The sequence below is a fragment of the Bradyrhizobium sp. USDA 4341 genome, from assembly GCF_054063755.1.
The window spans coordinates 868,835-894,097 of the sequence record NZ_JBSSGO010000001.1 but is presented as its reverse complement, the minus strand read 5'-3'; the positions used below and the strand labels follow the sequence as shown (position 1 = coordinate 894,097).

Annotated in this window: 13 protein-coding genes; 6 read left to right on the top strand and 7 right to left on the bottom strand. The window is 61.8% G+C overall.

Annotated features, from left to right (window positions below):
• Nucleotides 1–120: 120 nt before the first annotated feature.
• Entirely contained in the window at nt 121–882 is a 762-nt protein-coding gene (locus ACVIGB_RS04395; protein WP_456717951.1) for a hypothetical protein, read from the bottom strand.
• Nucleotides 883–904: 22 nt separating this feature from the next.
• Nucleotides 905–6,436: a putative Ig domain-containing protein gene (locus ACVIGB_RS04390; RefSeq protein WP_456717952.1), complete on the bottom strand. Its 5,532-nt coding sequence runs from the start codon at nt 6,434–6,436 to the stop codon at nt 905–907.
• 309 nt (nt 6,437–6,745) lie between these two features.
• Here ACVIGB_RS04390 and ACVIGB_RS04385 point away from each other — a divergent pair, with 309 nt between their 5' ends.
• The 6 genes from ACVIGB_RS04385 to ACVIGB_RS04360 all read left to right on the top strand — a co-directional run bounded on the left by ACVIGB_RS04385 (nt 6,746) and on the right by ACVIGB_RS04360 (nt 12,726).
• Complete coding sequence (locus ACVIGB_RS04385; protein ID WP_456717953.1) at nt 6,746–8,398, top strand: SNF2-related protein; 1,653 nt, start codon at nt 6,746–6,748, stop codon at nt 8,396–8,398.
• A 13-nt stretch (nt 8,399–8,411) separates the two neighbouring features.
• A complete protein-coding gene (locus ACVIGB_RS04380; RefSeq protein WP_456717954.1) occupies nt 8,412–8,570 on the top strand; it encodes a hypothetical protein in 159 nt (52 codons plus the stop codon).
• A 78-nt stretch (nt 8,571–8,648) separates the two neighbouring features.
• Nucleotides 8,649–9,881, top strand: coding sequence for an RNA-guided endonuclease InsQ/TnpB family protein (locus ACVIGB_RS04375; protein WP_456717955.1), 1,233 nt, complete (start codon nt 8,649–8,651; stop codon nt 9,879–9,881).
• A 401-nt stretch (nt 9,882–10,282) separates the two neighbouring features.
• Nucleotides 10,283–11,200 (top strand): D-amino-acid transaminase, encoded by a 918-nt coding sequence (locus tag ACVIGB_RS04370; RefSeq protein ID WP_456717956.1) that lies wholly within the window; start codon nt 10,283–10,285, stop codon nt 11,198–11,200.
• Entirely contained in the window at nt 11,149–12,009 is an 861-nt protein-coding gene (locus tag ACVIGB_RS04365; RefSeq protein WP_456749114.1) for a hypothetical protein, read from the top strand. The genes ACVIGB_RS04370 and ACVIGB_RS04365 overlap by 52 nt, the downstream gene beginning before the upstream one ends.
• 9 nt (nt 12,010–12,018) lie before the next feature.
• Nucleotides 12,019–12,726, top strand: a complete 708-nt coding sequence (locus tag ACVIGB_RS04360) for a hypothetical protein (RefSeq protein WP_456717958.1) — start codon at nt 12,019–12,021, stop codon at nt 12,724–12,726.
• Between the two features lie 26 nt (nt 12,727–12,752).
• Here ACVIGB_RS04360 and ACVIGB_RS04355 read toward each other — a convergent pair whose 3' ends face one another.
• The 5 genes from ACVIGB_RS04355 to ACVIGB_RS04335 all read right to left on the bottom strand — a co-directional run bounded on the left by ACVIGB_RS04355 (nt 12,753) and on the right by ACVIGB_RS04335 (nt 25,250).
• Entirely contained in the window at nt 12,753–13,538 is a 786-nt protein-coding gene (locus ACVIGB_RS04355; RefSeq protein ID WP_456749095.1) for a hypothetical protein, read from the bottom strand.
• Between the two features lie 188 nt (nt 13,539–13,726).
• The gene (locus ACVIGB_RS04350; RefSeq protein WP_456717960.1) at nt 13,727–14,284 is read right to left on the bottom strand and encodes a hypothetical protein; all 558 of its coding nucleotides are present in this window, start codon (nt 14,282–14,284) and stop codon (nt 13,727–13,729) included.
• A 512-nt stretch (nt 14,285–14,796) separates the two neighbouring features.
• A complete protein-coding gene (locus ACVIGB_RS04345) occupies nt 14,797–15,663 on the bottom strand; it encodes a hypothetical protein (protein ID WP_456717961.1) in 867 nt (288 codons plus the stop codon).
• Between the two features lie 6 nt (nt 15,664–15,669).
• Nucleotides 15,670–18,648: a DEAD/DEAH box helicase gene (locus ACVIGB_RS04340; RefSeq protein ID WP_456717962.1), complete on the bottom strand. Its 2,979-nt coding sequence runs from the start codon at nt 18,646–18,648 to the stop codon at nt 15,670–15,672.
• Nucleotides 18,648–25,250, bottom strand: a complete 6,603-nt coding sequence (locus tag ACVIGB_RS04335; RefSeq protein ID WP_456717963.1) for an AAA family ATPase — start codon at nt 25,248–25,250, stop codon at nt 18,648–18,650. The genes ACVIGB_RS04340 and ACVIGB_RS04335 overlap by 1 nt, the downstream gene beginning before the upstream one ends.
• Nucleotides 25,251–25,263 lie beyond the last annotated feature (13 nt).

Below are 25,263 nucleotides of genomic sequence, written 5' to 3'. Positions count from 1 at the left end.
ATCGGAGAACGTACATGAGCCGCCGTTAACCACCCTTCCGCTGCCCTTGGCGAGGAAGGTGACCATCCCTAATGACGGCGACTTAGAGAGAGGAGATGCATCGGCTGTCGGAGTTTCGACCTACGGAGAAGGTGCCGGCTGATCCTCTGCGCTTTCACAGAAGGTCTTGGTCAACTTCCTCCTGAAGGCTCCTGGATTGTTCTCCAAGTAGATGTCCGTGTCCGGATTGAAGTAACCGGGGTGAACCAGCTCCTGAACCGACAATCTGTCCAAGGTCTTGACGTTCCTGAGAAGCGGCTCGCCATCGGTGCCTTCTTCACCAAGCTCTTTGCCAGTTACCAAATAGATGGGACGAATGTTCTTCTCTGGATTCTTGATGATCTTCGGATCAGGAGCAATCCATCCGAGATAATTTCCATTCTCGTCGTACTGGTGACCGCCGCCAACAAATTCGCTAAGGTGAGTATCTTGGCTCGCCAGAAGCTCTCCGAGTGAGGCGTAACCTCCTTCGGTTAAGCCGGAGCTTCTGGTGTCAATCTCCCAAAGATTTCTCTTTGAATTGTATTTGGCGCGATAGACGCTAACGCCCTTGAGGCGAGTGCCCTTGCCTTGGTCCAGCATAGTGTAAATCCAATTCGGAGATTGGCCGACGCTCGATCTCTCTCCCTTCGGGATATCACCGAAACGAATGAACTTGGGCTCTAGGCTATCGTGAAATGGGAGAGGTTCTTTGCGGCGGATCAATTCCCAATCATCTCTGTTTTCTTTTGCTCTTTGTTCGTACTCGGACTCCAGGCTGCCTCCGGCTCCTCCGACCCAGCGATCGTTCTTCTCGCGCGGCTGATGACGTGCGTCGAACCCTTCGATGACCGCGTTCTTCATGTAATTCCTTCAGCCCGAGACGTTAGTATCCCGGAGCGACCGCGATCTGCAGCACGTCCTGGACGAACTCGCCGTACTGGTCCATCGCGGTCACGATCACGTCGTAGGAGCCGGCCGCTGTAGGAGCGATGGTTCCGGAAATCAGGCCACTGTCGTGATCGATGTGCAGCCCCGACGGCAACGGCGAGGCCGTGTACCAGTTGTAGCCGCCGCCGCCAGTCGTTTGCACCTGATAGGTGAACGAAGCACCCGCCACACCATAGCGAAGCCCAGGCGTGAAGAGATCAAGTCCTTCGACGTAGCGAACGGTGATGTACCCATCAAAACAGTTTGCTTTATCCCACGGAATATCGATCCAGCCTGCAATGACGTGGAATGAATAGTAACCGGGTCCGGTGACATTCAGTGGTTCAATCGTGGCGTTTGGTCCGAGCCCATAATAGTCGGGGTAATTTGGCGACGGCTCGATGCCGGCGCCAACCACTGCCGGACCACCACCAACAACCCCCCATGGACCGACGCCCACCAACAAGCAGCCCATCGCCCCCATCACGCCGATGCTGACGACACCTGTGTCCGCGGTAAGCCCCTTGGCGTCGGTTACGAAGACGGAGAACTGATAGATGCCTCCTTGTCCCAGCCCCGCAAGGCCGCCCATGACGTTTCCGGTGTCTGGATCGATATAGACACCAGCCGGCAGCATTCCGCCCCCCTTGCTGTACTTGTACGGTGCGGTTCCACCAGATGTCGTGATCGGAATGAAAATGCTGTGTCCACCCGGGACGGAAAGATCAGGTCCAGCACTGATCGCAAGGTCCGTCACCTGGATAACGAGCGCAGGCGTGTCACCGTACATGCCAGACGCCGGATCTGTCGCACGGACGCTGACCCGGTACGTGCCCATGGTCTGGAAAGTTGCAGAGAACTGACCGGATGGCGACACGGAGATGTTTGCGCCCTCGAAGCCCGGGGTGATCGAGAAGTTGTACGTGTGCGACTTCCCTCCAGCCGCAGCCACCTGCACGGTCACCGGTGTGTTGGCTCCCGTCGAGATAGATTGGATGGAATAATGGTTGCCCGGCTGCGCCGCTGGACTGCCGTTCGCGAACCCGTTGGTCTGAAACCAGGCCACAACCGGTTGCGTGGTGTTCACTGCGTGCACGGTGATCGAGAACACCGCGCTGGTCGCGGTGTTACCGCTCGAATCGGTAACCTGCAGCTGAATGCCACCATAGACACCAGGGGTCGTCGGCGTACCCACGATCAATCCGCGGTTATTTAGGGTGAGCCCTGGCGGGAGCGTTGCGCCGATCGAAGCGTAAGTGAACGACCACGACATCCCGTCACCCCCGGAAGCCTTCGGCACGGTGGCGGTATAGTCGTAACCTACATAGGCATCCGGATCTGGCGTACCCGCGAACACCAGCGGTGCCTGGATATCGATCTCGAAATAGTTCGAGGAGGCGAAGTTACTCGCCGAATCCATCACCTGCCCGCGGTAATTCGAATTGGAGACTGTCTCCTGTGGGGTGCCCGTGATCTGGCCCGTCGACGCGTTGAACGTCAGGCCAGCGGGCAGTGTTGGCGAGAAGTCCCACATCGCGAACTTGTAGCCCGTACCCGTACCGCCCGAAGCGACCGCTTGCACCGGATCAATGGGCTGACCGACCTTGCCCTTGATCGGGCTCGGAATAGACAACGACAGTCCGTTCGGCACCGTGAGCGTCCACGGTTGCGACAAAGCCGTATTGCCACCGGAATCGGTGACCTGCACCTGCAAGTTCGGATAGGTGCCGGGAACGAGTGAGCCTTGGACAATGCCTGTGCTCGCGTCGATCCTCAAATTTGGCGACGGGAAATTGATCCCCGAGAAAACATAACCGGAGCCAGAGCCGCCGGAAGCGAAGAACTGGGTCTGATACAGTTGCCCGAAATAGCCAACCGTCGATGGATTACCGGCGATGGTCAGCACTGGACCAGGGGTGTTGACGAAAATCGAGAACGGGTTCGCCGTGGCAGTGTTGCCAACGGAGTCGGTCACCTGCACGACAATGTTCGAATAGAGGCCAGAAGCCGACGCTCCGACAGACCCGGAGAGGTAGGCGTTACTCGCATCCGCACCACCGAGCAGCAGGCCCGGAGGCAAAGATCCCGACGCAGTCGTGAAGGTGTAGCCACCCGAGCCACCCGTGGCCTTGAATGTGTACTGCGCGGCGGAAAGGACAGACTGGATGTTGTCTCCAACGTTTACCGCAATCGTTGCGCCGCCGTTGAGCTGCAGCGGTGCATAGGCAAATACGACCTGGAAGGAAGTCGATCCAGCGTTACCGTGGCTATCGGTTGCTGTCGCACTGAAGGTCCAGGTCCCCACGTTGGAAGCCGACGCGGTTGCCGACAGGCTCTGGCCATTGAATGTGAAGCCGACCGGGAGAGCACCCTGGAAGGCAAACGTGTACGGCCCGCCATCGCCACCCGTTGCCGAGAGATTCGTCTGGAAGTACTGACCAACCTGGTAGGGCGCGGAGAACGAGGAATAGGAGACCACGACAGGCGGTGGTGGCGGCGTCTGCTCGATGAGCAACGTAAAGGAATTCGAGGAGACAGTCGCCCCGGTGCCGTCCTGCACAGTGTAGACAAGCCCCGGGTAGCTTCCGGCAGTGCCAATCGCTGGCGTACCGACGATGTTGCCCCATACGTCGATGCCGAGACCATTTGGCAGGTTGTCGGAGATCGACCAGACATAGTTGCCATCCCCGCCGTTTACGTTCGGCGGGTTGTTGAAATAGCGCGTGCCGTCGGTCGCGACATAGGTGTTCTGGAATGGGACCCCTTCACGTCCAGCCTGCCTGGTCGACACGTCGATCGAGATCGCAGGCTGGACGTTGATGAAGAATGAAGTCGACAAGCCAAAGTTGCCAGCGGAATCGGTCGCTCGAATCTGGATTGGGCCGTAGTAGTTGCCGCCGGCCGACTGGCTCACAGTACCAGAAAGCAGACCGGTGGACTGATTGAACGCAAGACCCGGCGGCAACTTGTCTGAGCCAAGAACAAGGCTGTAAGCATAAGGTCCACCGTTGCCGCCCGACGCAGCGAACTGAGCCGCATAGTTTCCTCCTGCTAGCGGGGCGCCCGGCTGGGTGGAGGTGTCGCTGCTTCCAGGAATGTAAGGGCCGGCCACCGTAATTGCCGGAACAACTGCCGGGCTCACGACAAAGGTCGCGGGAGTCGTAGTGGCCGTACTGACACCGTCAGAAACCGTGACCGTGATCGGGCCATAGGTACCAGGCGGCGTCATGACGCCAACGAGCGCGCCGGCATACTGACCGGCATCGTCGCCGTTCTGAGAGACCTCGGGCGGTAGCGTCCCCGAATAGCTGAAATGGTAATTCCCGGAGCCGCCCGTGACCGTGAGCGCCGTGAAAATGTTGTCGCCGTCGGTGTAGGTGAGGTTGGGCGCCCAACTGATGGTGAGAGGGATCGCCGCCGGATCGACTTCGATCGAGAACGCCGCACTTGTCCCGGTCAGGCCTCCGGCATCCGTGGCGCCGATGGTTAGGCCAGGATAGGTACCCGCGGTGGTAGGGCTGCCAGAAACCAATCCCGTGCTGGAATCCAAAGTCAGGCCGCCCGGCAATGTGCCGGAAGACACCTTGTAAACGTAAGGAGCACCAGCGCCACCCGAGGCGTTGAACTGCGCCGAATATGCCGTGTTGACAGTCACGGTCGGCGCCGGGTTGCCGCTGACAACGACCGCTGGCCAGTTCACATTGAAGGTGGCCGCCGAGGTGGTCGCGGTACGCACACCGTCAGTCACGCTGATGGTGACCGGACCAAACTGACCACCCTGTGTCAGCTGACCGGACAGAGCTCCGCTCGAAGGGACAAGGTGCACGTTCGATGGAAGCGTCCCTGTGCTCGAGTAGGTGAGAGCATGACTGCCGCCGGAAGCGGTGACCGTCGTCGAGAACGCATCTCCCACGGTCCAGTCGGTCTTCGGTGCCCAGGAAATGGACAATGGAGTGGCATCCGTGACGGTGATTGTGAACGGCGCCGATGCAACCGTCGTATTCTTGGAGTCGGTTACGCGAACGACAATGTTCGCATAGGCGCCGAGGGCCGTTGCCGTCCCCGACAATAGGCCGGAGGACGGATCCAGAGTGATGCCCGGAGGCAACGAGCCCGAAGCCACCGCGTAGACATACCCAGCGGTGCCGCCGGAGGCCGAAAACTGAGCGCTGTAAGATTGGTCGAGATAGGCCGAAGAGGACGGCGTACCCGACAGCACAAGCGGCGGTGGAGGCGGTGCGGTGACGGTCAGGGTGTAGGAAGTCGTAGCGGTGTGCGAGGCGGCGTCGGTCACCTTGATGGTCACCGGATAACTGCCGGCGGTGCCCGGCGCGGGCACGCCGGAGATGCGGGCGCCGGCGCCGTCCCAGCCGAGGCCGGACGGCAGCGCGCCGGTTTGGGCGAAGGTGTAGGATCCCGTGCCGCCGCTGGCGGTCCACTGGGTGTAGTAGGTAAATCCTTCTTCGACCGTGTTCGGCGGGGAGCCGGAGATCGTCAGCGGCAGCGCCGCTGCGATCGTGATCGAGAAGGCAGCCGACGTCGCGGTGGCGCCGGCGGCATCGGTGACCTTGACGCGGATGCCGGTCTTGGCGCCGGCGAGGGTTGGGGTTCCGCTGATGATGCCGGTTGCGCTCTTCAGGGTGATGCCGGCGGGCAGCGAGCCGGCGGCGAGCGCGTAGGTATAGCCGGAACCGGCGCCGCCGGAGGCGCTCACCGATCCGGTGTAGGGGGTACCGACGTTGCCGGTCAGCGGGGGCGTGCCGGCGATCGAGAGCGCGCCGATGACGTTCAGGGTGAAGGGATAGGATGCGGTGAGTCCGTTGGCATCGCGGCCCGTGACCGTGATGTTGTAGGTGCCGGCGGCCGTCGCCGATCCAGAGATCGATCCCTGGATGGCGCCGGTGGTGTAACTGAAGGTCAGGCCGGGCGGCAGTCCGCTTGCGGACATGGTGTAGGGCGTTGAGCCGCCGGAGACGAAGAACGCGGCCGTATAGGGGGCGTTGACCGAGGCCATCGAGCCAGGGTTGCCCGAGATCGCGAACGGATCGACCACGTCGAGCGTGAGGATGGCGGTCGCGACGTTGCTGGTGGCGGCGTCGATTGCCTGAATGGTGGCCTGGGTCTGGCCGTTGATGGTCGGCGTACCGGTGATGCTACCGGTGGAAGAATTGATCGAGATGCCGGGCGGCAGGGAGCCCGACAGCACCGAGTAGGTGACCGAGCCGACGCTGTTGTAGGTGTAGGTGGTTGCGACATAGTTGTCGCCGCGGGGCGCGACGGACGGGCCGTCCACGAGGATCGCAAACGTCCCGGTATTGTTGGGCGGAGGAGGCGTTTGCGCCGTCGTCTGGGCGGTGGCGCCACCCCTGAAATAGTAATAGGTCGCCGCCTGCGCGGAGTTGGCCAGCATCCCGATAATGCCGGCGACTGCCATTACTTTCCGGAACAACCGCATTTCAAGCCCCTGCCTGGTCACGGCGCGCGGCATCGCGCGCCGGTCGCACTACCTACTTTGCGTCAATTTCTCAGATAAACGAGTCCTTGGAAAGAGCGGAATCGAATCCTTGGTCGTCCACATCGTTTTGTCTGATTGGGGACAGTCAAAGGCGTCTTTTGCCGCACCGGTTGACCGCGCGCGCAGCGGAGCGGAAGGTGCTCAATCCCTTTCGTTCACAGATGTTGTCCGATGCCAATTGCAAGGAATCGCCCGCCACGGCCAGCTAAACCAGGCCACCTCCTGCTGCGCCAGGCGGCGCCCGAGGCAGCCAAGCGGGTCGAGGCCCCCCGGCGAGCCTATGTGCTCGAGGTGCCTTTCAGCCACAGGGGCGTCGCCTCAGACGCCGGCGCGCGGTGGGACAAGGCCACCAAGGCCTACATTTTCCATGGCGATGAGTTGCCAACTGAGCTGACGCCCTATGCGGCGCCGCCCTATTCCTGGGAAAGACTGCAGGAGAACGAACTCAACGGCATCGAGATTACCCCGTCGATCCCGCAGAAAACCATCATCCTGCGGACCCACCAGGAGGAAGCCGTCTCGGTGTTCAAGCGGGCTGTCGCGGCCCAGCGCACCACCTTTCTGAACGCTGATGACGTTGGATTAGGAAAGACCATCGAAGCCTGGAAATCCGTTCTGGAAGCGCTGCCGGAGGCTCAGACGATCCTCATCGTGTGTCCGCTATCGGCGGTAGCTCATTGGCGACGAACGATTGCCTGGATGGGGGACGGCGGCCGGCGGATCGTCGTAGTAAATTATGATCGCTTGAAGCGGCTCTTCGACGTCCCGGAAAGCCTTATCACGAAATCCCGTGGTCGGCGGAAGATCAAGAAGGTCCGGACCCAAAAGGGGGCTGCGCGCTACGGTGAGCCCTACGAATTCGACGCGATCATTTGGGACGAAAGCCACAAATTGCGGAATCTCGAGACCGCCAGGTCGAAGTTTGCGCTCAAGCTCAACGCAGAGGCGGATTTCGTCATGTGGTTGTCTGCCACGGCTGGCCAGACCCCGTTGGAATTGGCCTACCTTGCTCCGCTGCTTTCGGAGACAACCGGATCAAAGCTGAAGGAACTCGCAGAGTTCGAGGAGTGGTGCAAAGTTCAAGGCATTGGTGTCTCCAGAGGAGCTTTCGGCAAATGGGAATGGCGCGGCAATTCCACGGACCCGCTCCGCAAGGCCGAGTCCGAGGCCGACCTCGAGCTCATGCGCCGGCTCCTGTTCGGTGGAGCAGTACCGGCCGGCATCCGCCGTTCGCCAACCGACATCGCCGGCTGGCCGACCATCAACCGCATTCTGCTTCCCGTGGCGTTGGACGCGGAAGACAGAGTCAACTACCAGCTCGCCTGGTCTGAATTCCGGTCGGCCCTTGCGCTCGAACGACGCGGCGGGCAGGACAGCATCAATCCTCTGGTAGCACGTCTCCGCTTCCGGCAAAAAGCCTCGCTACTGCGCACATCAGCCACCCTTGATCTCGTTGAAGATCTGCTTGAGCAGGGCCAGCGTGTTGCGATCAGCGTTGCCTTCAAGGAAACCCAGCAAGTCCTGAAAGAAGCCCTGGAGACGTCCGGCTATCGCGTTTGCACGATCGATGGCTCGCTGACCGGTCCTCAAAAGGAAGCCCAGCGGCTGGACTTCCAGTACGGACGAACCGATGTTTGCATCTATACGGTCGAGGAAGCGATCAGCCTTCACGAGGGTGAATTCATCGACCACGACGCAAAACGATCAAACGTCATCCATGATCTGCGCTGGAGTGCAATCCAGATGAAGCAGATTGAAGGCCGTACCCACCGGGACGGCAAATTCTCGCAGATCTACTGGATGCTGGGTGAAGACACCGTCGAAGAGGAGCTTGCTGAAGTTGTCGCCACCCGCGTGCGCTCGATGAGCAAGATGCATGGCGACAATGAAACTGTCGCAGACATCGAGAAACTGCTGCACAGGTTGGCGGCCTAAACCAGGAGATCGTATGGGACCGATGTTAGAACAGGCAACGCTGTTTGATCTTCCAGACCCCGCGCCGCCTCTGATCAAGGAGGTGGAGCACCAGTCCGTGGTGGATGAGAGGACACTCTCCGCCCACGGCTACAAGCTCGTAACGTTGAAAGAATTGGCTATTCGGATTTAGGTGTTGGAACGAGTCCTTGACGGATCGTTGTCGACTGGGGCATGGTTTCATGGAACACAACGAGAACACGCTGACTGAATGTTTCTGACCTACCGCATCAAGCTGGCGCCGACCCGCGGCCAATACGCCGTTCTCGCCGGGCTCTGCGAGGCGCAGCGCCAGCTGTACAACGCCGCGCTGCAGGAGCGCCGCGACGCCTGGGCGAAGCGGAAGGTCTCGATCTCGAGGTTCGACCAGTGCAAGTCCTTGACGCAGATCCGGTCGTTCGACCCGGACTACGGCGACGTCCCCGCGAACCTGTCGCGGTGGACGCTGGGGCGCGTCGACGACGCGATGAAGGGGTTTTTCGGACGCGTGAAGCGCGGCCAGAAGGCCGGCTTCCCGCGCTTCCGGAGCGGGAGCCGCTGGGACTGTTTTGGCTTTGCCGAATGGGCCGGGGTTCGGCTCGATAGAAACAAGCTGCTGTTCAAGCCGCTGCCAGGCGGTCTGCGCCTGCGGCTGCATCGGGAGCTCCCGCCGGACGCAGCGGTGAAGACCGCGGCGTTCTCGCGGAAGGGCCGGCACTGGTACGTTTGCCTGGTGGTTGATGTCCCCGTCGCCGCCGATCATGCCCGGCCGGAGACGGCCGTCGGGCTCGACGTCGGCATCGAGCATCTCGTGACGACGAGCGAGGGCCGGCATATCGAGAACGTGCGTCCGCGGTCTCGCCGCGAGCGCGACCTGCGGATCGCGCAGCGCGCGCTGGCGCGCTGCAAGCGCGGCTCGAGGCGCCGCGGCAAGGTCCGAGAGCGTCTGGCCCGGCTTCAGCGTGCGGTCGCCAACGTCCGCTCCAACCACCTGCACCAGGTGTCGGCAGATCTGGCCAGGCGTTACGCGCTGATCGCCGTCGAAGAGCTTCGCTTGAAGAACCTGACCCGCTCGGCAAGGGGCACCGCCGGTGATCCTGGGAAGAACGTCCGGCAGAAGGCCGGGTTGAACCGGGCGATGCTGGACGCATCGGCCGCGCGTCTGATCGAACTGTTGACCTACAAGGCTGCAAGAGCCGGTGGGACGGTGGTGAAGATCGATCCACGCAACACCTCGCGGGACTGCTCGTCCTGCGGCGCCGCGGTGGAGAAGACGCTGGCGGAGCGCCGCCATCGCTGTGGCTGCGGTGCCGACCTGCACCGCGATCACAATGCGGCGCTGAACATACTGGATCGTGCCCTGCGGCACGACGGGCGGGGCAAGCCGCCCGGGGACGCCAACGTGGGGCCTCAGCCCGTGCGTCGTCCCGGAAACACGGACGTTGAAGCTGCGGAAGCAGCTTAAGACATTCCGGACCAGGATCGACGTGCTTCAACACCGAAATCCGAATAGCCAAAGAATTTGACGCAGCGGATGATGTTCCGACGGGCAACACGCGGGAAGTGGTGCGCCGGATTGCCACGAAGTCGACGGTCCGCTTCGTGGTTTACGAGCCTCATGGAGATGATCGTCACGGTTGGCTGTTGGTCGGCACGGACCGCGCTGCGCTTGCGCGCGAAACCGTCGAATATAGCTGCCGGGCAGGCAGCTAAGGAGCGCTCGCGTCGAAGCCGGATTGGTCTGCGAGCCGTCAATCCGGCTTTCCCCCGGATCTCAAATGCGCCTCCTTCAAATAGGTTGTCGAAACTGCCTTACGTATGGCAAGGATTCGCACTCATCGCATGTTTCCCCAAGGAGAATCGTTTTTGTCCGATATCGCCTATGTTAACGGTCAGTTCCTGCCGCTCGCAGATGCAACCATCAATATCCAGGACCGCGGCTTCATGTTTGCCGACAGCGTCTATGAAGTCACTGGCGTGATCGACGGACTCATGGTTGAGAACCCGGCACACCTGACCCGGTTGCAGCGATCGCTCGACGCGATTTCCATTCCGCTGCCCATGCCTCCGGAGCAGCTCGGAGAGATCCAGCGCCAGGTGGCGCTTCGGAGCGGTCTGAAGGAAGGCCTGATCTATCTCCAGGTCACCCGCGGCATCGCGCCTCGAGATTTTTTCATCAAGGGCAAGATGACGCCGTCCGTCGTCTGCTACGTGACCCATCTTGATCTCCTGAACGCAGACGTCATCGAACGTGGCGCGAAAGTCATTACCGCCGAGGATATCCGTTGGAAGCACCGGGACATCAAATCGAACGGCGTTCTGGCCACCGTTCTTGCGAAGATGAAGGTCACCGAGGCGGGCGCCGACGAGGCTTGGCTCGTCCTTGACGGTCACATCTCGGAAGCCGGTACCGCCAACGCCTTCATCGTTACCCATGACGGCGCAATCGTCACCCGTCCGCTCTCCAACTGGATCTTGCCTGGCGTAACCCGCAACTCCGTCGTGCAGCTCGCAGCCGAATACCAGCTCCGTATCGAGGAACGGTTGTTCACGCTTGACGAGGCGCTCGCGGCCAAGGAGGCATTCAACTCATCGTCGACCAGCTTCGTGACCGGCGTGGTCGAGATCGATGGCAAGCCGATCGCCGACGGCAAGGTCGGGCCCTTGTCCAAGCGCCTGCGCGAAATCTATCTCGACCATGTGCGCAAGACCGGCATCCAGATCGATCCGGCTTGGACCAAGGAGGCCAGGGAAACAGCAGCGGCTTACGCCGCTGTCGGCTAAATCGCTCAAGGCTCGACACTTGCTTGTCGAGCCTTGATTGTCCGGTTCGGATCCGATGGGAACGGACAGCTGTGAGTATGGGGCTCAAATCGCAATTTCAATCCTTTGAGACTGGCGATCCAGTCTTCCGCGCTCGCTTCGAGGACAGCAGGGTTATCGATGAGGACGGCGCGCCTCTGCTCGTCTTCCGCGGCGAACACGGCGCCCGTGACGACAACTTCGTGCAATGCCGCGTCGCCGCAATTTCGTTCGGCACCTTAGAGGCCGCCGTCACTTACGCCACCAAGCCGAACAGCTACAGCGACAACCCACCGAAGGAGCCCCGCGTGCTGCCGGCGTTCCTGTCGCTGCGGCGTCCCTTCATCAATGATCCAGACGACCCATTCGTTGACCTTGGCATGGTTCAGAAGGTGCTCGGCTACGAGGAGGCGCTCAGGGTCGGCCGGAAGTTCGCCGACGCCATCGAGAACACGAACAATTGGGAGGACATCTCCGAGGAACTTCGCACGGTCAAGACTCCCAATCCCACCGTGTTGGGCTGGCTGAGGAAGCGCCCTGACGTCTCCAGGCTGTACTTCGATGCCTACGATTATTTCGATGACGAGAAGGAGATGTCCAAGCTCCGCGCTCTCGGATTCGATGGCGCGATCCACGCCGGGACTTCTGAGACGTTCAGTCAGCGCGAATACAAGGTTTTTGATCCCGCGCAGATCCTGCCGGCCTCGCCGCGCTGGCTGACCCCGGATGAGGCTCGCGAGTTCGCCGTCGAGTGGGAGGCTCGCCGCGCCTCGGCTATGACCTGCCCATAAAGCCAGAAGATGGTGCCATCAATCGATATTCAGGACCCGGAGTTCCTGGCCTGGTTTGGAAACAGCGGCGTGGTCGACTCCAGCGGCGCACCGCTGCTGGTCTTCAGAGGTGAGCACGGTCGGCGCGAAGGGAACGCATTCCAGTCTCGCCTCGGCTCCATCAGCTTCGCCGATCTCGATTCCGCGGCGATCTATGCCCGGCAGCCGAACGACCGTACCGAGATTGCCCGCGATCCGCGCGTCATGCCGGCCTATCTCAGGATAGAACGGCCATTCATGCTTGAGCCCGACGATCCGTATCTCGAGCTCTCAACCATCATTGATGCCCTTGGACGAGCGGAAGCCATTCGGGTTGCGGTCAAATTTGAAGCCTGGATCCGCCGGACTGACAACTGGGACCATATCCAGGATGGTGTCGGCAGGGACATCTCGGTCGCGGACTTCATTGATCGCTATCCGCGTCGCCTGACGAAGATTTACTTCATGGCCTATCCGTTCCTGGATGATCCTGTGGAGACAGCAAAGCTGCGGGCAGCCGGATTCGACGGGGCTGTCCATGCGGGCAGCGCCGTGACTGCAGGCAGGCCGGAATACAAGATCTTCGCGCCGGAGAGCATCATGCCGGCCGCGCCGTGCTGGTTGACGCCGGAGGAAGCTGAAGGATTTGGGACAGCAAACCAGGCCGTGAGACCGCGCGCCACTCCAGCCTCTCCCTGAAGGGAGAGGGCTTGCGGCGCAGAAAACTAATGGGTCTTCCTTGTTGTTGGATCGGATCGGATAAGCGTATCAGCAACCCCGGTCATTTTGTGCGCCTGCATGACGTCCGAGAGTCCATCCGGCAGCGACAAGTCCTCGCCGATCAGGGTCGCAACTCTGTTATTATGCTCAATTAGCTGCATGACGATGCCGGCGCGGTCATGTTTGGCGATTGCGTTCGCGAGCATCTTGCGGAGCTCTTCGCCTTTTCCTGGCATATTGACGGATGCCCACATCAGCATGTGGATTGCCTGCTCGGCAGCAACTTGATTCCGATTTCTCAGCCCATCGGCGAGCGTCTCGAAGGCGTCCTTGCGGAAAGCGGCAAAAGCCTCCACGTTTTTGCGCGGATCTTCCGCTGCCGAGAACTCGCCGAGTTTCTTATCCGCGGCATTGAGTTCCTTATAGAAATCGTTGACCGAGATCACGCATGCGCTTGCCGAAAAACCTGGGACCTTCACGAGGAAGCCAATATGACCATAGGGAATCTGCAACGACGACGGATCAGGTATATCGGCGCTGGAAAAGCGCTTTCGTTCCTTGGCAAGGATGTCGTCAGGAGAAAGCTCGCGCCACTCGCCAGCCGGAACGATGACCTGTTGGAGCTCACCTATGACGACGCAGATCCTAAGGTCGCCATCCGATCCGGCATAAACACGCAGGGCATTAAACGGATCCGAACTCCCAACTGCTAGGCTCGCCTTGGCCACCTCCATCATGAGAACGCCTACCTTTTCCCTAGCGGCCGGGCTGTCAATCTGAGCGACGTCCATCTCAATCAATCGTTCACCAGGTCCAGGCGGTGCTACCTTCGGCCGCCTTGCCGTTCTACGTTTTGGCTTCTCCCATCTTTGACCTCCCTGAAGTCTATGGTGAGTGTAGGGCTTACGAAGCAAGCAGTTGTTTCGAGAGCCCTCCTTACCCGGGGGGCCGACAGTCCAACGCGGTGACAACTGCGCAGTCAGTGAGGCTCTGTTTTGCATAGCCACGGGCTCTGTTTTGTCAGGCGCAGTCCTTCGAGGTCGAGTACGTTGATCGGACCCCATTGCGTTGAGGTCCTCCGGACGTGCGGTTTGAGTTCATCGTAAGTCAGTCCGCATGCCGCCGGCAGAACGTCGACAACGAACTCGTCGATCACCCGGATCACGCCCGGACCACTCGGCGTACCGGCATCCCTCACCGTGAACGGGTCGTCGGCGATCTCGAAAAGCTCCTTCGCCACGCCGTCCGGTAGTTCGCTCAAGGCCGCGATCCAGCGTCGATTGTTTTCTGGGGTCGTGGGGACGAGAATATCGACGTCGCCGGTCTGGCGCGTCAGTCCGTTGAAGGAAAGCGCATAGCCGCCAACCAACACGTACTCCGCGCCGTGCTTTTCCAGTAACTCAATCAGCCGAAAGACGTCGCGCCATCCGGCGCTCCGGGCGTGCTGCTCATCGGCATAGGCGGGAATGATTTCAGCGGGGCTTCGGCCCGTTTCCGGACCTGTCAGCCAATTCCAAATTTCTTTCAACCATCGCATCGATCGCCCACCGCTCCGCGTCCCGGTTGGCCTCGTCGTGAGACCGATATCGGTACACGCCCTTCGGCGCCGTTCGCGGAGCCGCCATCGCGATCTCCTGGCTGGCCAAGACGTCAGCTTCGGAGGGCCCGTTCTGGCCTGGAAGCGGCATCTTTCGTTTTCCGACCACGCGCATGGCTTCCCGAACTTCGAAAATGACCTCTGAGCCCAATATACGCAATCGACCGGCGACCTGGAAGGGTGCCATCCTCTGGATGGTTACTGCCACTCGCGAGCCGGCCTTTGAGCATGGCTGTTCGATCAGGTCGCCAAAGATGCCTAGAATCGCGGACTTTTACGGACAAACCGGACATGCCTCCGGATCCCGGAGGCCGCGCCAGCGGCATTGAGGTGCAACGGGTCGGCCGGCGCTGGCGACGCGGGTTCATTGTCCGGCCCGCCGGGACCGGCCGACCGGAGCAAGTCAGCGCTCGCGAGCCCACACCGTAATCCGAATAGGCTGTTAACCGTTCTCACTCGACCGCTTCCGGCTCATCAATTTCGGACTCTGCCGCGGAGATGCGCCCGGGACGCCAGTCGCCGGCAATCGTGACGCTCCGATATTCGGGGATCAGCGTCAGCCCCTTCTCGCGACGGCGCCGATTCCCGAAGGCCTTTGGCTTCACGATCTCTATCGTTCGCCGGTTGGAGCGCAACACCAGCAGGCAATAGATCGCCATCGTGGGTTCCCGCAGCATGGTCATGACCAGGTCGCGCTCGCGCACCGGCGGCCGCATCAGCATCCGCTGGTATTCGACCGCGCGCGGCCAAATCGAAAGAGTATCCTGGTGAACCGTATAGGCTAAGATCGTCCAGGGATCGGCGCCGCTCTCCGCGAGGAAAGCCTCTGGAGGTTCGCCAAAGGTCGGGGTTAGCGTGAGCCGGTATGGCAGGACGGTGAGGACAATGTTTCCGAGGCGGTCGGGGCCTCGTGAGAATTCGACGACCTCAAACGCATCGTCGTGGCTCACTAGCAGCAGGCCCAGCTGGCTGCGCGCTGAGAGCGCGATTTCGAACCAGCAGACATCCTCGGGGAGAGGTGCATCGCCGTCGTTGAAGACCGTCATGCCTTCATTGCCGATCCCTGGAAAGATCACTTCGGCGCCGTTGAGCTCGATCGGGATATTTTCGAAACTGAAGGGGCTTGCCCGACGTAGATCGTCGCGCAGCCCCTTCAGCACAGGATCCGCCATCGGCCAATCACTGACCAGCGACTGCCGGACAAGGATAGAAGGACCCTTGCGGTTGTTGCGAAGTACGACGCCCTCGGCGCTGCTGTACAGGGATTTCTCCCCTTGGAAGGGGGCACTCAATGCGTCGACGGCTTCGTGCAGGAACATGTGGCCTCAATGGGTGGCAAACGAAATCGGGGAGGCACGCCGGAGCATATCGGCCAGCATGCGGGTCTCGCGACCGGTGACCGGCGGGATCAGGACCTCGCGCTGAAGGATCCGCTTGTCACCAAGAAGACCGTCGACTAACCTGTCGAACGACGGCAACGCATTCTGCGGGTAGATCGCCATCGGCAGATGGATGTTGACATCCTTTTTCTGGCCCATCCGGTAAGTGCGGTCGTTGCTCTGTTCTTCAAGTGCTGGATTCCACCATCTGCTGACGTGGATGACGTGATTTGCCCGCGTCAAATGCAGTCCAACTCCACCAACACGGTTCGAAAGGATCAGCGGCGCAAAACCGTCTCCGGAGCGTTCCTGGAAATTTTCAACGATGACGGCCCGATCCTTGCGTCGAACGCGACCATTGATGATCTGAGGAGCGGAAGGCAACCCAAACGCCGTCTTAATGGCCTGCGCGAGCACGTATTGAACGTCGATATCGTCGAGATACAGTAACACCTTCTCGCCGGCGGCACGGATCTCGTCCAAAAGGTCGAACGTGGTGCTCGTGCGCGCCGACCGTTTGACCCAGTCCGCTAGTGAACGCGCCGACTGCATATCCACATCGGACAGGCCGTCCGGATGAAGCGAAATGCGGCGAACTTCGCGAACCAGGTTGAGACCTGCCTGTGGCAAGCCTTCTGCGGCTTCTTCCCGAGCCGTTTTGACGGCTTTGGCGTAGGCGAGCGCCTGCTGGGCCGGCATCTCGCGCTCGTGGGTCAGAACGAACTTCTTGGGCAGCTTGTCGAGCACGTCCTCCTTGAAACGGCGCAGCATCACCGGTGGCGCGTCCGGACCGAGCTGGAGGTCCGGACCGAGCAGGCTCTGGCTCAGGGTCCGCAGCTTGCCAATGTCGAGGCTCGCATATTCGTGAGAGAAATCACGCAGTGCGCCGAGGCGGCCGGCCTCGATCGCATCCACCACAGACCAGAGGTCCTCGATACGGTTTTCGATTGGAGTGCCCGAGACCCCGACAAAGAAGTCCGCGTTCAGACCGCTCGCGGCATTGCGCAATTGGGTCGCCGGGTCCTTGAGGCGCTGGAGTTCATCGTAAACCACGGCCGCCCACGACACTGCACCGATCGAAAGGATGTGTTCTGAGAGCGTTTCGTAGCTGACAACGGTGACCGGCTGCTGCCCAAACAGGCGGACTTTGGCAGCGAGGTCCAGATGGGAGATCGCACGCAACACCGCGCCGGTCGGCTCGTAGAACTGGCCCAAGACCGTGCTTGAGAAATGCTCGTCGAGTTGTTTGCGCCAGACTTCTGCGAGCGTCCCCGGCAGTACCACGAGGATGGGGTGGCGGATAAGCCCCTCTTCATCGCGGCTCGGCAAGGATACGCAGCGCGCGAGCCAGTCGAGAAAGACGAGCACCTGGAGGGTTTTGCCGATACCCATGTCATCGGCAAGCAACGCTGAAGGCGCTCCCATGAGCCAGCGTCGCATCAGCCAGGAGATGCCCTGTTTCTGGTGATGCCCAAGGTCGGTGTGGAGGTTCTCTTCCGGCTCGCCGGCCTGCGGATGCGGGCTCCGCGGGCGGCGTCTGGCGACGTGTGAGACCTCGTCGAAATTGTTGTCGACAATGAGCGACAGCCGGGGCATCGCATCGTCCGGCGGCGGCTCCTCCTCATTGGGACGCTCATTGAGCCGCGGCAGCTGGTTCTCGAGCTGCCGCCACGCTTCCGAGGCCTCGGCGGCGGACAGCCTCGTGCCTGCCACAAGCACCGATGACGCACTGTTGGCGCTGGCAAATGCGACGTCCTGCCGAAAGCGGTCGACCTCCGCCGCGCTCAGGATCAGGGGCCCGCGGGTGAGAACGACGACGAAGTGGTCGGTCGGGAGCCATTCGGTCTCGATTCGCGACAGATACGGGAAGGTCGGCGCAACCCAGGCGCCGATCCCCCGGACATGAGGTGCATATCGCCCATGGGCAATGAGGGGCGGTACCGAGCCCTTGCGCATTCCGCTCGCGAGACTGGTGACGGGATCGCTCAGGAAATCGATCCGCGACTGTCTGCCCCTGGCCGCGGCAGCTGCATCGATGGACGGCTTCTGTCGCAGGGACCCGACGACCTCGAGGCAATCCTGCACGGAGACGTCGACCAGGACGGTCGACGTCTCGTCAATGCGATAGGACTGCCGGGTGCCGCGCACCGCGTCAAAAGCTGTCACGAAGCTGCTCTGGAGGCGTTCATTCAGGAGCGGGAGCGGCTCCTCGTCGCCCGCGCCGCGCGGCACACCCGGAAACAGAACCGGGTCGATGCGGACATCGCCGTTACAGGGAACGGCGTCGATGCCGATGGCGCTGGCTTGATAGATATCGATCCTGCGACCGTCCCAGAGCAGGTCGAGCAGACCCCGTTCGAGAAAGGGCTTCATCACGTCGCGCATGAAATCGCGACGGCGCTCCCTGGGAGCGGCATTGAAGTGCTCGACGGCTGCGAGGAGCGCCGCCAGGCGGGCGCCGATCCGAAAGGTCAAGCGGGGCCGGAAGCGGACCAGTGATCCTTCGATGCGTCCCTGCTCGAAGGGGGGCAGTTTGTGGCGGACGGACACCGCCATGGTCCGCGAGGCACCGTCTCGCGAGCATTGCAGGGCAAAGGGATGCGGGCACAATTCGGGGAAACGCAGATGTGCCGCCACCGCCTCATCGAACATCGAGACCTCGGTCGGCGGCACCCGCAAGCCATGGCCATCGCGCGTCAGGATGCCGGCCGTCATGGCTTCCGCAATTGCGTCGGCGGTCTCTGAGAATTGCTCCGGTAGCAAACTGCGCCAGAACTGCCAATCTTTCGAAGGGGAGACAGGCTTGGCGCGCCGCTTGCCGGCCTCGGAGACGATCAGAAGGATCCCACGCGCATCGACCTGCGCCTCCAGGCGCAAGTCGATCGCCGGCGTCTTATCCGGTGGTGCGGGGCTCCTCTGAAGCATCAGACCGCGGCTCCATTCGGCAGTTCGCCGGCGCTGGCCTCGATCATCGGGCGGAGGCTGTCCAACACCGGGTTGAAGACGATCCTGCGTTGCTTGTCGGCTCCCGCCTTCTGCGCGGTGATCAGCCCGAGGAAGGTCGTGTAGGTGATGAAACGACTTCCCGCGGCGGCATCGGTCGAGAACAGCACGTCACGGATGTCGGCCGTCGTCTTCACCAGTTCCCCGTACTCCAGGAGCAGCTTGAACTGGGCGAGCATGGCGCGGTCGCGCAGTCCGAACGATGCCAGGAAGCCGGGGGTCTTGGAGCGCTCCTCGAACCAGGTCTCCAGAGCCTTGGTCTTGTCATCCTGGCCCATGATCGAACTGAGCGCATTGAAAGCGGCCGCGCCGAAGTAGCCGGTCACGCGACGCAGGCACTCCTTTTCCTCGCCGAGCATAGTGACGCCCAGGCGGTGAGCGACCGCATCCACCGTCGCGTTGTTCCATAGATGCAGCCCGCGGACGTAGGGCACCTTGTTGAGACCCAGCGTCCTTTCGAAGCTCGGATCTCCGATCAGATCCATGAACTTGTCGGGGGTCGCAACGAACATCGCACGGACACGTGCCTTGCCGTCCGTCATAGCGTCGAGGCCAACGCCCTTGGCGACCGCTTCGGTGAGATCGGCGCCCTTCCAGGCTACTGTGTCGGGCACGACCAACAGGTGACGGCTCTGCTTCTTGTCCGCGGCAATGGCGAGCAGCTGACGGGAAATGCCGAACTTCGGATCGAAGACATGAACCTTCGTCTCGCTGCCTTCGAGCGCTGCCGATACGGACGCGGTCACATCGTGAATGCCGGCGGCGAGGCTGCCGACCACGACCTGCACCGAGTTCTTGCCGTGCAGGTAGTCCTCTTCCTGATGCCAGGTCAGCGCCGACGGGCGCGATTCGTCGGTCTCGTGTCGCACAAAGCGGCGCATCGCCCGCAGGTCACCCTGCTTGGTCGGGTTCTCTCCGACGAACTGCAGGAGTTCATGCTGGACCTTCTCAAGGCTGCCCAGGAGCGAACGGATCTGCGGCGACCGGAGCGTCCAGCGATCACCGCCGTCAACGCCGGTCAAGCGCTTGACGAGCCCGAGCCCCTGCATCTCCTCGAGCATGGCATCGGTCATCTGCTGCGCATCCAGGCCGACGAACTGGTTCGGCCAGTAATCCGCCGCCCTCGCGCCGATCTCCACCGAGCTCATACCGCTGGCCAGCTGGTTTTCGGCCCGCAGCAGGTAGTCGTTCTCAGCGATGATGTTGACCAGCAACTGGTAACGCCGGTCGTTCTCGACGGTGTAGCGGAATGCCGCGACGATGTTCTTCTCGATCGCGGGATCGGAGAACGCCGCATGCACCATCTTCGCGGTGATGATCACCGGCGGGACCTTCCGAAGATCGAGCGGCAGCGCGCCCAGCATCGACAGAAACCGCTTGCCGAACAGCTGCAGGGTGGAGGGGATGTAGCTTGCCCGCGTCAGGATGCGCCAGGCGAGATCGCGCGTTTCGAACTCGTAGCCAAGCGCGGCCAGCGGACGCGTCAGCAGGCGCTCCGCCTCGGCGAGGTCCAGATCGATAAAGGGACCGATGCAGATCGGTTCGTGAGAGATCTGCTTGATCACCGCATTGTTGGCGCCATTGGCGAGGCGGGTGACGTTGTGGAGACCCGCCAGGACGACCTTGAAGCCGCGATTGGTGCGGGCCGCCATCAGGTCGACCAGAGCGTTGACGATGCGAAAATCGGACCGGGCATCCGACTCGATCAGGTTGTCCGCCTCATCGATCATCAGCAGGATGCGGCCGCCGGGGTTGGCGATGAGCCACTTGGCGATCTGGTCCTGGAAAGCACGGGCGTCATCGACCGGCATCCGGAAGATGTCCGACATTTCGGAGGACAGCTTGCGCCAGATCCCTTCGGCGGGCTGCTCCATCGTCCCGTACGGCAGGACGTCGACATGGAAGGCCATCATGCCGCTTGCTGGGTCGTGCTGTGTGTTGGCGATGTGCCGCAGCAGCGCCGTTTTGCCCAGACGGCGGCCGCCGTAGACGATGTTGGTGCCGGTCGGCGACAGGATAGACTGTATCTCGTTGGCGCGACCGACGAACATCTCCGGCGGCACCGCGCTCTTGCCGTGATCGTCGAAGGGCTCGGCATAGGAGAAAGGCTGGGCGAGTTCGATCATGGTCGCGGGACGGAGCCGGCGTTCGGACGCCACCGCAAGCATGATTGCGTCGTCGACCACGAGGACCTTGCGGCCGGCGTCGCGGCAGCTCTTCAGCAAGCGGCGGCGCTCGTCAGCGGTAATGGCACCGCAAACGAAGATTAGCCGGCCATGGGTCGTCGCCGAGCGGGTAAAGGCGTCCAGATCATGATCGCTGGGCAGAGCCTGGGCGACCATGATCTTCCAGTGACCGCCCGTCGCGCTTCCGAAGTCGGGGAGCACCATGGTGGTGCGATCGGAAAGATCGAGCGGAATGTTGAGGCCCGAGATCTCGAAGGTGACTGCGAATTTGCCGGCCACGTCCTTCTGCTGGATAGCCTGTGGCGATTGGGGCGTCGACACGCCAAGCGAGCGCAGGCAGTTTAAGGCCGCGGCGGAAGACCGTGCGGGCGCGTTCAGGCCGGTAGCGAGGAGCGTCTTGCCGAGCGTGTACCAGTTCGTCAGGAAGTCCGAGGCCGCCGCACGATGACCGGCGCCGATCTGCGAGAACAGCAGCGGGCCGAAATCGCGTCCGTCGCGGGCTGCGTAGACGGCCTTGCCGACAATGTCGGAGGCGCCAGCGGCAAAGTCCACCAGCGTCGGGAACATCGTCGACAGTCGAATGTTGGCGTGGTCGGTCACCGGCAGCGGAATGCCGCGTTTCAGGAGGTCGAGCCACTCCCGACCGATGATGTTGTTGTCCTTTTCGATGACGCTGCGAACAGCGGCGGCCTGAACGTGGTCCACCTCGTTGTTTTCGAGCAGCGTCTTCAATTCGTTGAGCAGTTCATTGCGGTACTTGGCGGCGACTGCGTGAACGCTGGAGCGGATTTCCTCGGTCAGCGCGAGGACCCCGGCGATATCGATCACCGGCTCGACGCCACCCGCTGGGAGTTCCTCGGTGCGGAGTTCCGCCGGCTGCTCGAGCGGCAGCGAGGACACATCGATCAGGTCGAGCCGGCGGGTGAATGACGCCGCAAGCTCCTGCTCGCGCAGATCGCCGATGCGTTCGAGGCTTTCGAGCGCGCGGCGGGCTTCGGCCGCTGCTTCGATTGCGCGGGCGCGGGCCGGATCGACTGCCCGCTGAATGAGGCCCCTGGCATCTGCCAGCCCCTTCTCGGACACGCCGAGGAAGTCGCCCATCTCGACTAGGAGGTTGGCGGCGCCGAAAGATCCCTGACCGATGCGGGCTGAGACGAGCTCCAGGAAGGAGACGTCGGTCGTTCGCTGCCTGGTCTGTTCGCAGTCGCCTGCCTCCATCAACAGCTTCAGCCGTTCGGCGGGATCATGGGGGCCCGGGAGCCACGACTTGGAGAAGACCATGCCGGGCACGGCGGCCAGCGGACCATAGAGCGCAAAGAGGTGGTCGAGATGCGAAGGCGCTTCGAAGACGCCGTTGAGAAGCTTGCGCTGGCGGTCGAGCGCGGCAAGCGCGGTGTCTACTGCGTAGTCAAGAATCCCCGTGCGGCCGCGGGCAAGACCCTTGGTTGCCCGCTCGGTTGCGGTGATAGCGGCAAGGACGACGTCCCTGATCTCCATGTGACGCTGGCGGTTTGCCCGCTCGTCGCCTGACGCGGCGTCGGTTGTGGCGACAAAGACCGCGCAGGCATCGGCAAAATCGACGATCAGGCGCATGAAGCTCGAGCGCGCGCTGCCAACGATAGTGGTCGAATTGCGCCGCCGCATGCTTTCGATGACGGCCTTGTAGTTGCGTTGCAGCAGTTCGTCTGCCTTCACCGTATCATGGTAGTTCGTCGCGAACTCGCGGGCGAGCTCAATTGCTTCCGGGCTCTTGGCCTTCACCGCCGCAACGACTTCTCCGATCTCGGAGCTCTGGTCACTGAGCAGCTTTGCGATCTGGGTGCCGGCCTGGAAGTTCGGCCATTCCTTGGTCGCGATCTGATTTGCCACGTTGAGGATGCGAGTTTTCGCGGTCTCGGCGCGGTACTGGGCGTCCGCATTGCTGGCGAGCAAACGGCACCGCTCGATGGTGATAGGAGCGTTGCCCCGGCCGGCGCGCGTCAGTGCTTCCTTCAAGCCGTAGGCGGCGCCGTCCCAATCTCCGCCGAGCGCGATGGCGCGCACGACCTCGATCGCGACGGAATCGCGTCCAAGCAGGGCCGGGCCGATGGCACCCGCGAACATCAGGAGGCGCCTTGCGATCCCGATCTCGTTGTCCGAGAGATCCGGATCCTGAGCGATGCTGAGCACTTTCTCCAGTGTGGAGCGGATTTCCTGCACGGAACGCTCGTTCACCTGCATCGCCGGAAGATTGAGATAGGGCGCGGTGGCGACCAGACGGAGCTCGAAGGACGAGATCACGGGCACACCGCGGCATGCTTCGACAGCCGCCGCGAGGTGATACGCGGTGGAGAATGAGCCGGCCGCAGCAAGCTCGAGTATCCTGGTGTTGGCCTGCGGGAAATCCGGAACGTCCGGAGGCTGGACCTGAGTGACACTCACTTCCGGGTCAGTGACGGCCGCCCCGATCCGGGCGAGCTCCGCCTCGGTTTCGGCACACAGGGCGCTGGACTCCGAAGAAGTGTCGTCCACGGTAAGGAGAACACTCTCCAAGAATGCCTCGGCAGATGGATTGACCGGCTCGTGAACCGGCGCAGGGGCTTCCACGACAACGAGTTCCGGACGCTTGTGGGCTGCCGGGGCGCTGCCTGCGAGGTCTGCGATCCTGGTCGAGAAATCGCAGGTTTCGCGCACCTGTGTCGCACCCGTGGCAATCGCGGCCTTCAAGTGGTCCGCGAATTCGTACCGGCCACGGCCGATTTGTTTGCCATACTCAGCGACCTCGCTGTAGGAGGCCTTTGCCTTCGCCTGCAGGTCGGCAATAGCCTCCGCGAGCGAGGAGGCTTCATCCGCCGACTGCCTTGTCCAGGCGACGTCGGCCTCAACGGCCTCGATGCGAGAGATAATCTCTGCCAGTGAGCGATCAAGCTCCGCCTCGCTGGCAGGAACCACGGTCCTGAGCTCGATCAGGAGCGGCAGAACACGATCCCGCACCTCGCCGAACGGAAGAATGCTCCGCGCGACATGATCTTCGAACAGCTTGCGCAGTACCGGGCAGCTGGCTTCCACTGCCATGATGAAATCGAGGTTCGGAGGCCGGTGCGCTGCTTCCTGAATTTCCCTGGCCAGACGGCCAAGGGTCTCGGCCCACGCATGATCAACTGGTTCGGATGACGGGAAACGGGCGGTGACGGTAGTGGTAGCGGCACTTGCGGACATCAAGTCTTCCTTCTGAAATTCGACAGCGACGTCGGCGGCAACGTCATTTGAGAACTCGGATTGGGTCACGACCTCAGGCAGCGCCTCAGGCGCCGCAGCCGGGGGAATGACCTCTTCACCGTCCTTCGCGTTCTCGATGAGCACATGTGAGATGAAGTCCCGATAGGACGGCTCGTTCGAGAAGAACTCGCGCGCGTCTCGGAGCTCCTCGATGTCAGCTTCCGCGACCTGGGCCAGGAAGGCTTCTTCGGCCACACCGGGGTCATACATCGCTCGCGAGCGAACCGCGTGGGCTATGGCTTTCCAGCGTGACCCATCCGGATACGGCCGATGCGAACTGCCACTCCGCCAGGCCCGGTCGAACGCCCGCTGCGGTCCTGGGAACAGGGTGAAGGATGCGTGTTTCGGGGAACTCGAAGCATATTGCGCAGCTGCTTCGTCACGCAGCTTCTTCAGGATGGGGTGTCGGTAACGGAAGTCGGCAAGCCGATGCCCCAGTTCGGCGGGCACATGGCTGCGGGAGGATATCCCGAGATCGGCCAGTAAACCTTCAATCTTGCTGCGGCTCTTGTCAGAAGCGAAGAACGCCTCGCCAAGCCAGGCACTATCGTATTTGGCGACGAGATCAATGCGGGGCAACGCGTAGGCGGTCGGCAGCGCTTGAATCGCTTGTTGGTCGAGACGAGGCTCTTCCTCCGGACTTTCGCATACGACGTCCCGACCGATCTCGTGCTCTCGCATGCGGTTCGGATGACGGTCGTTCAGATAATCGTAGGCGAACCCGTTATAGGCAATCGCCAACGCGAACAAATGCGCGTGGTCGAAACCCTCAAGGGCAAGGCCAAGCAGCATGTCCTCCCCAAGATCGGGATCGTTGTCCAACAGGGTGGCGATGGCAACAAAATCATCGTCACCCTTGAAATGCTTCAAAGCGATGCGGGCGGCAACAGACCCGGTAAGTTGAGCCGCGGCCTCGCACCCGCGGTCGATCACCGGTTGGCAGAGGAAGGCGGACGTTAAACCGGCCTCCTTGCGAGCGTCCAGAATAGCGTCGACAACAGCCTCGAAGCGGCCATAGTCGGTGACGATTTGCGCAAGGAAAGCGCTGGCTTTTTCCTTACCGTACTCGACGCCATTCACCGTGGATGGATCG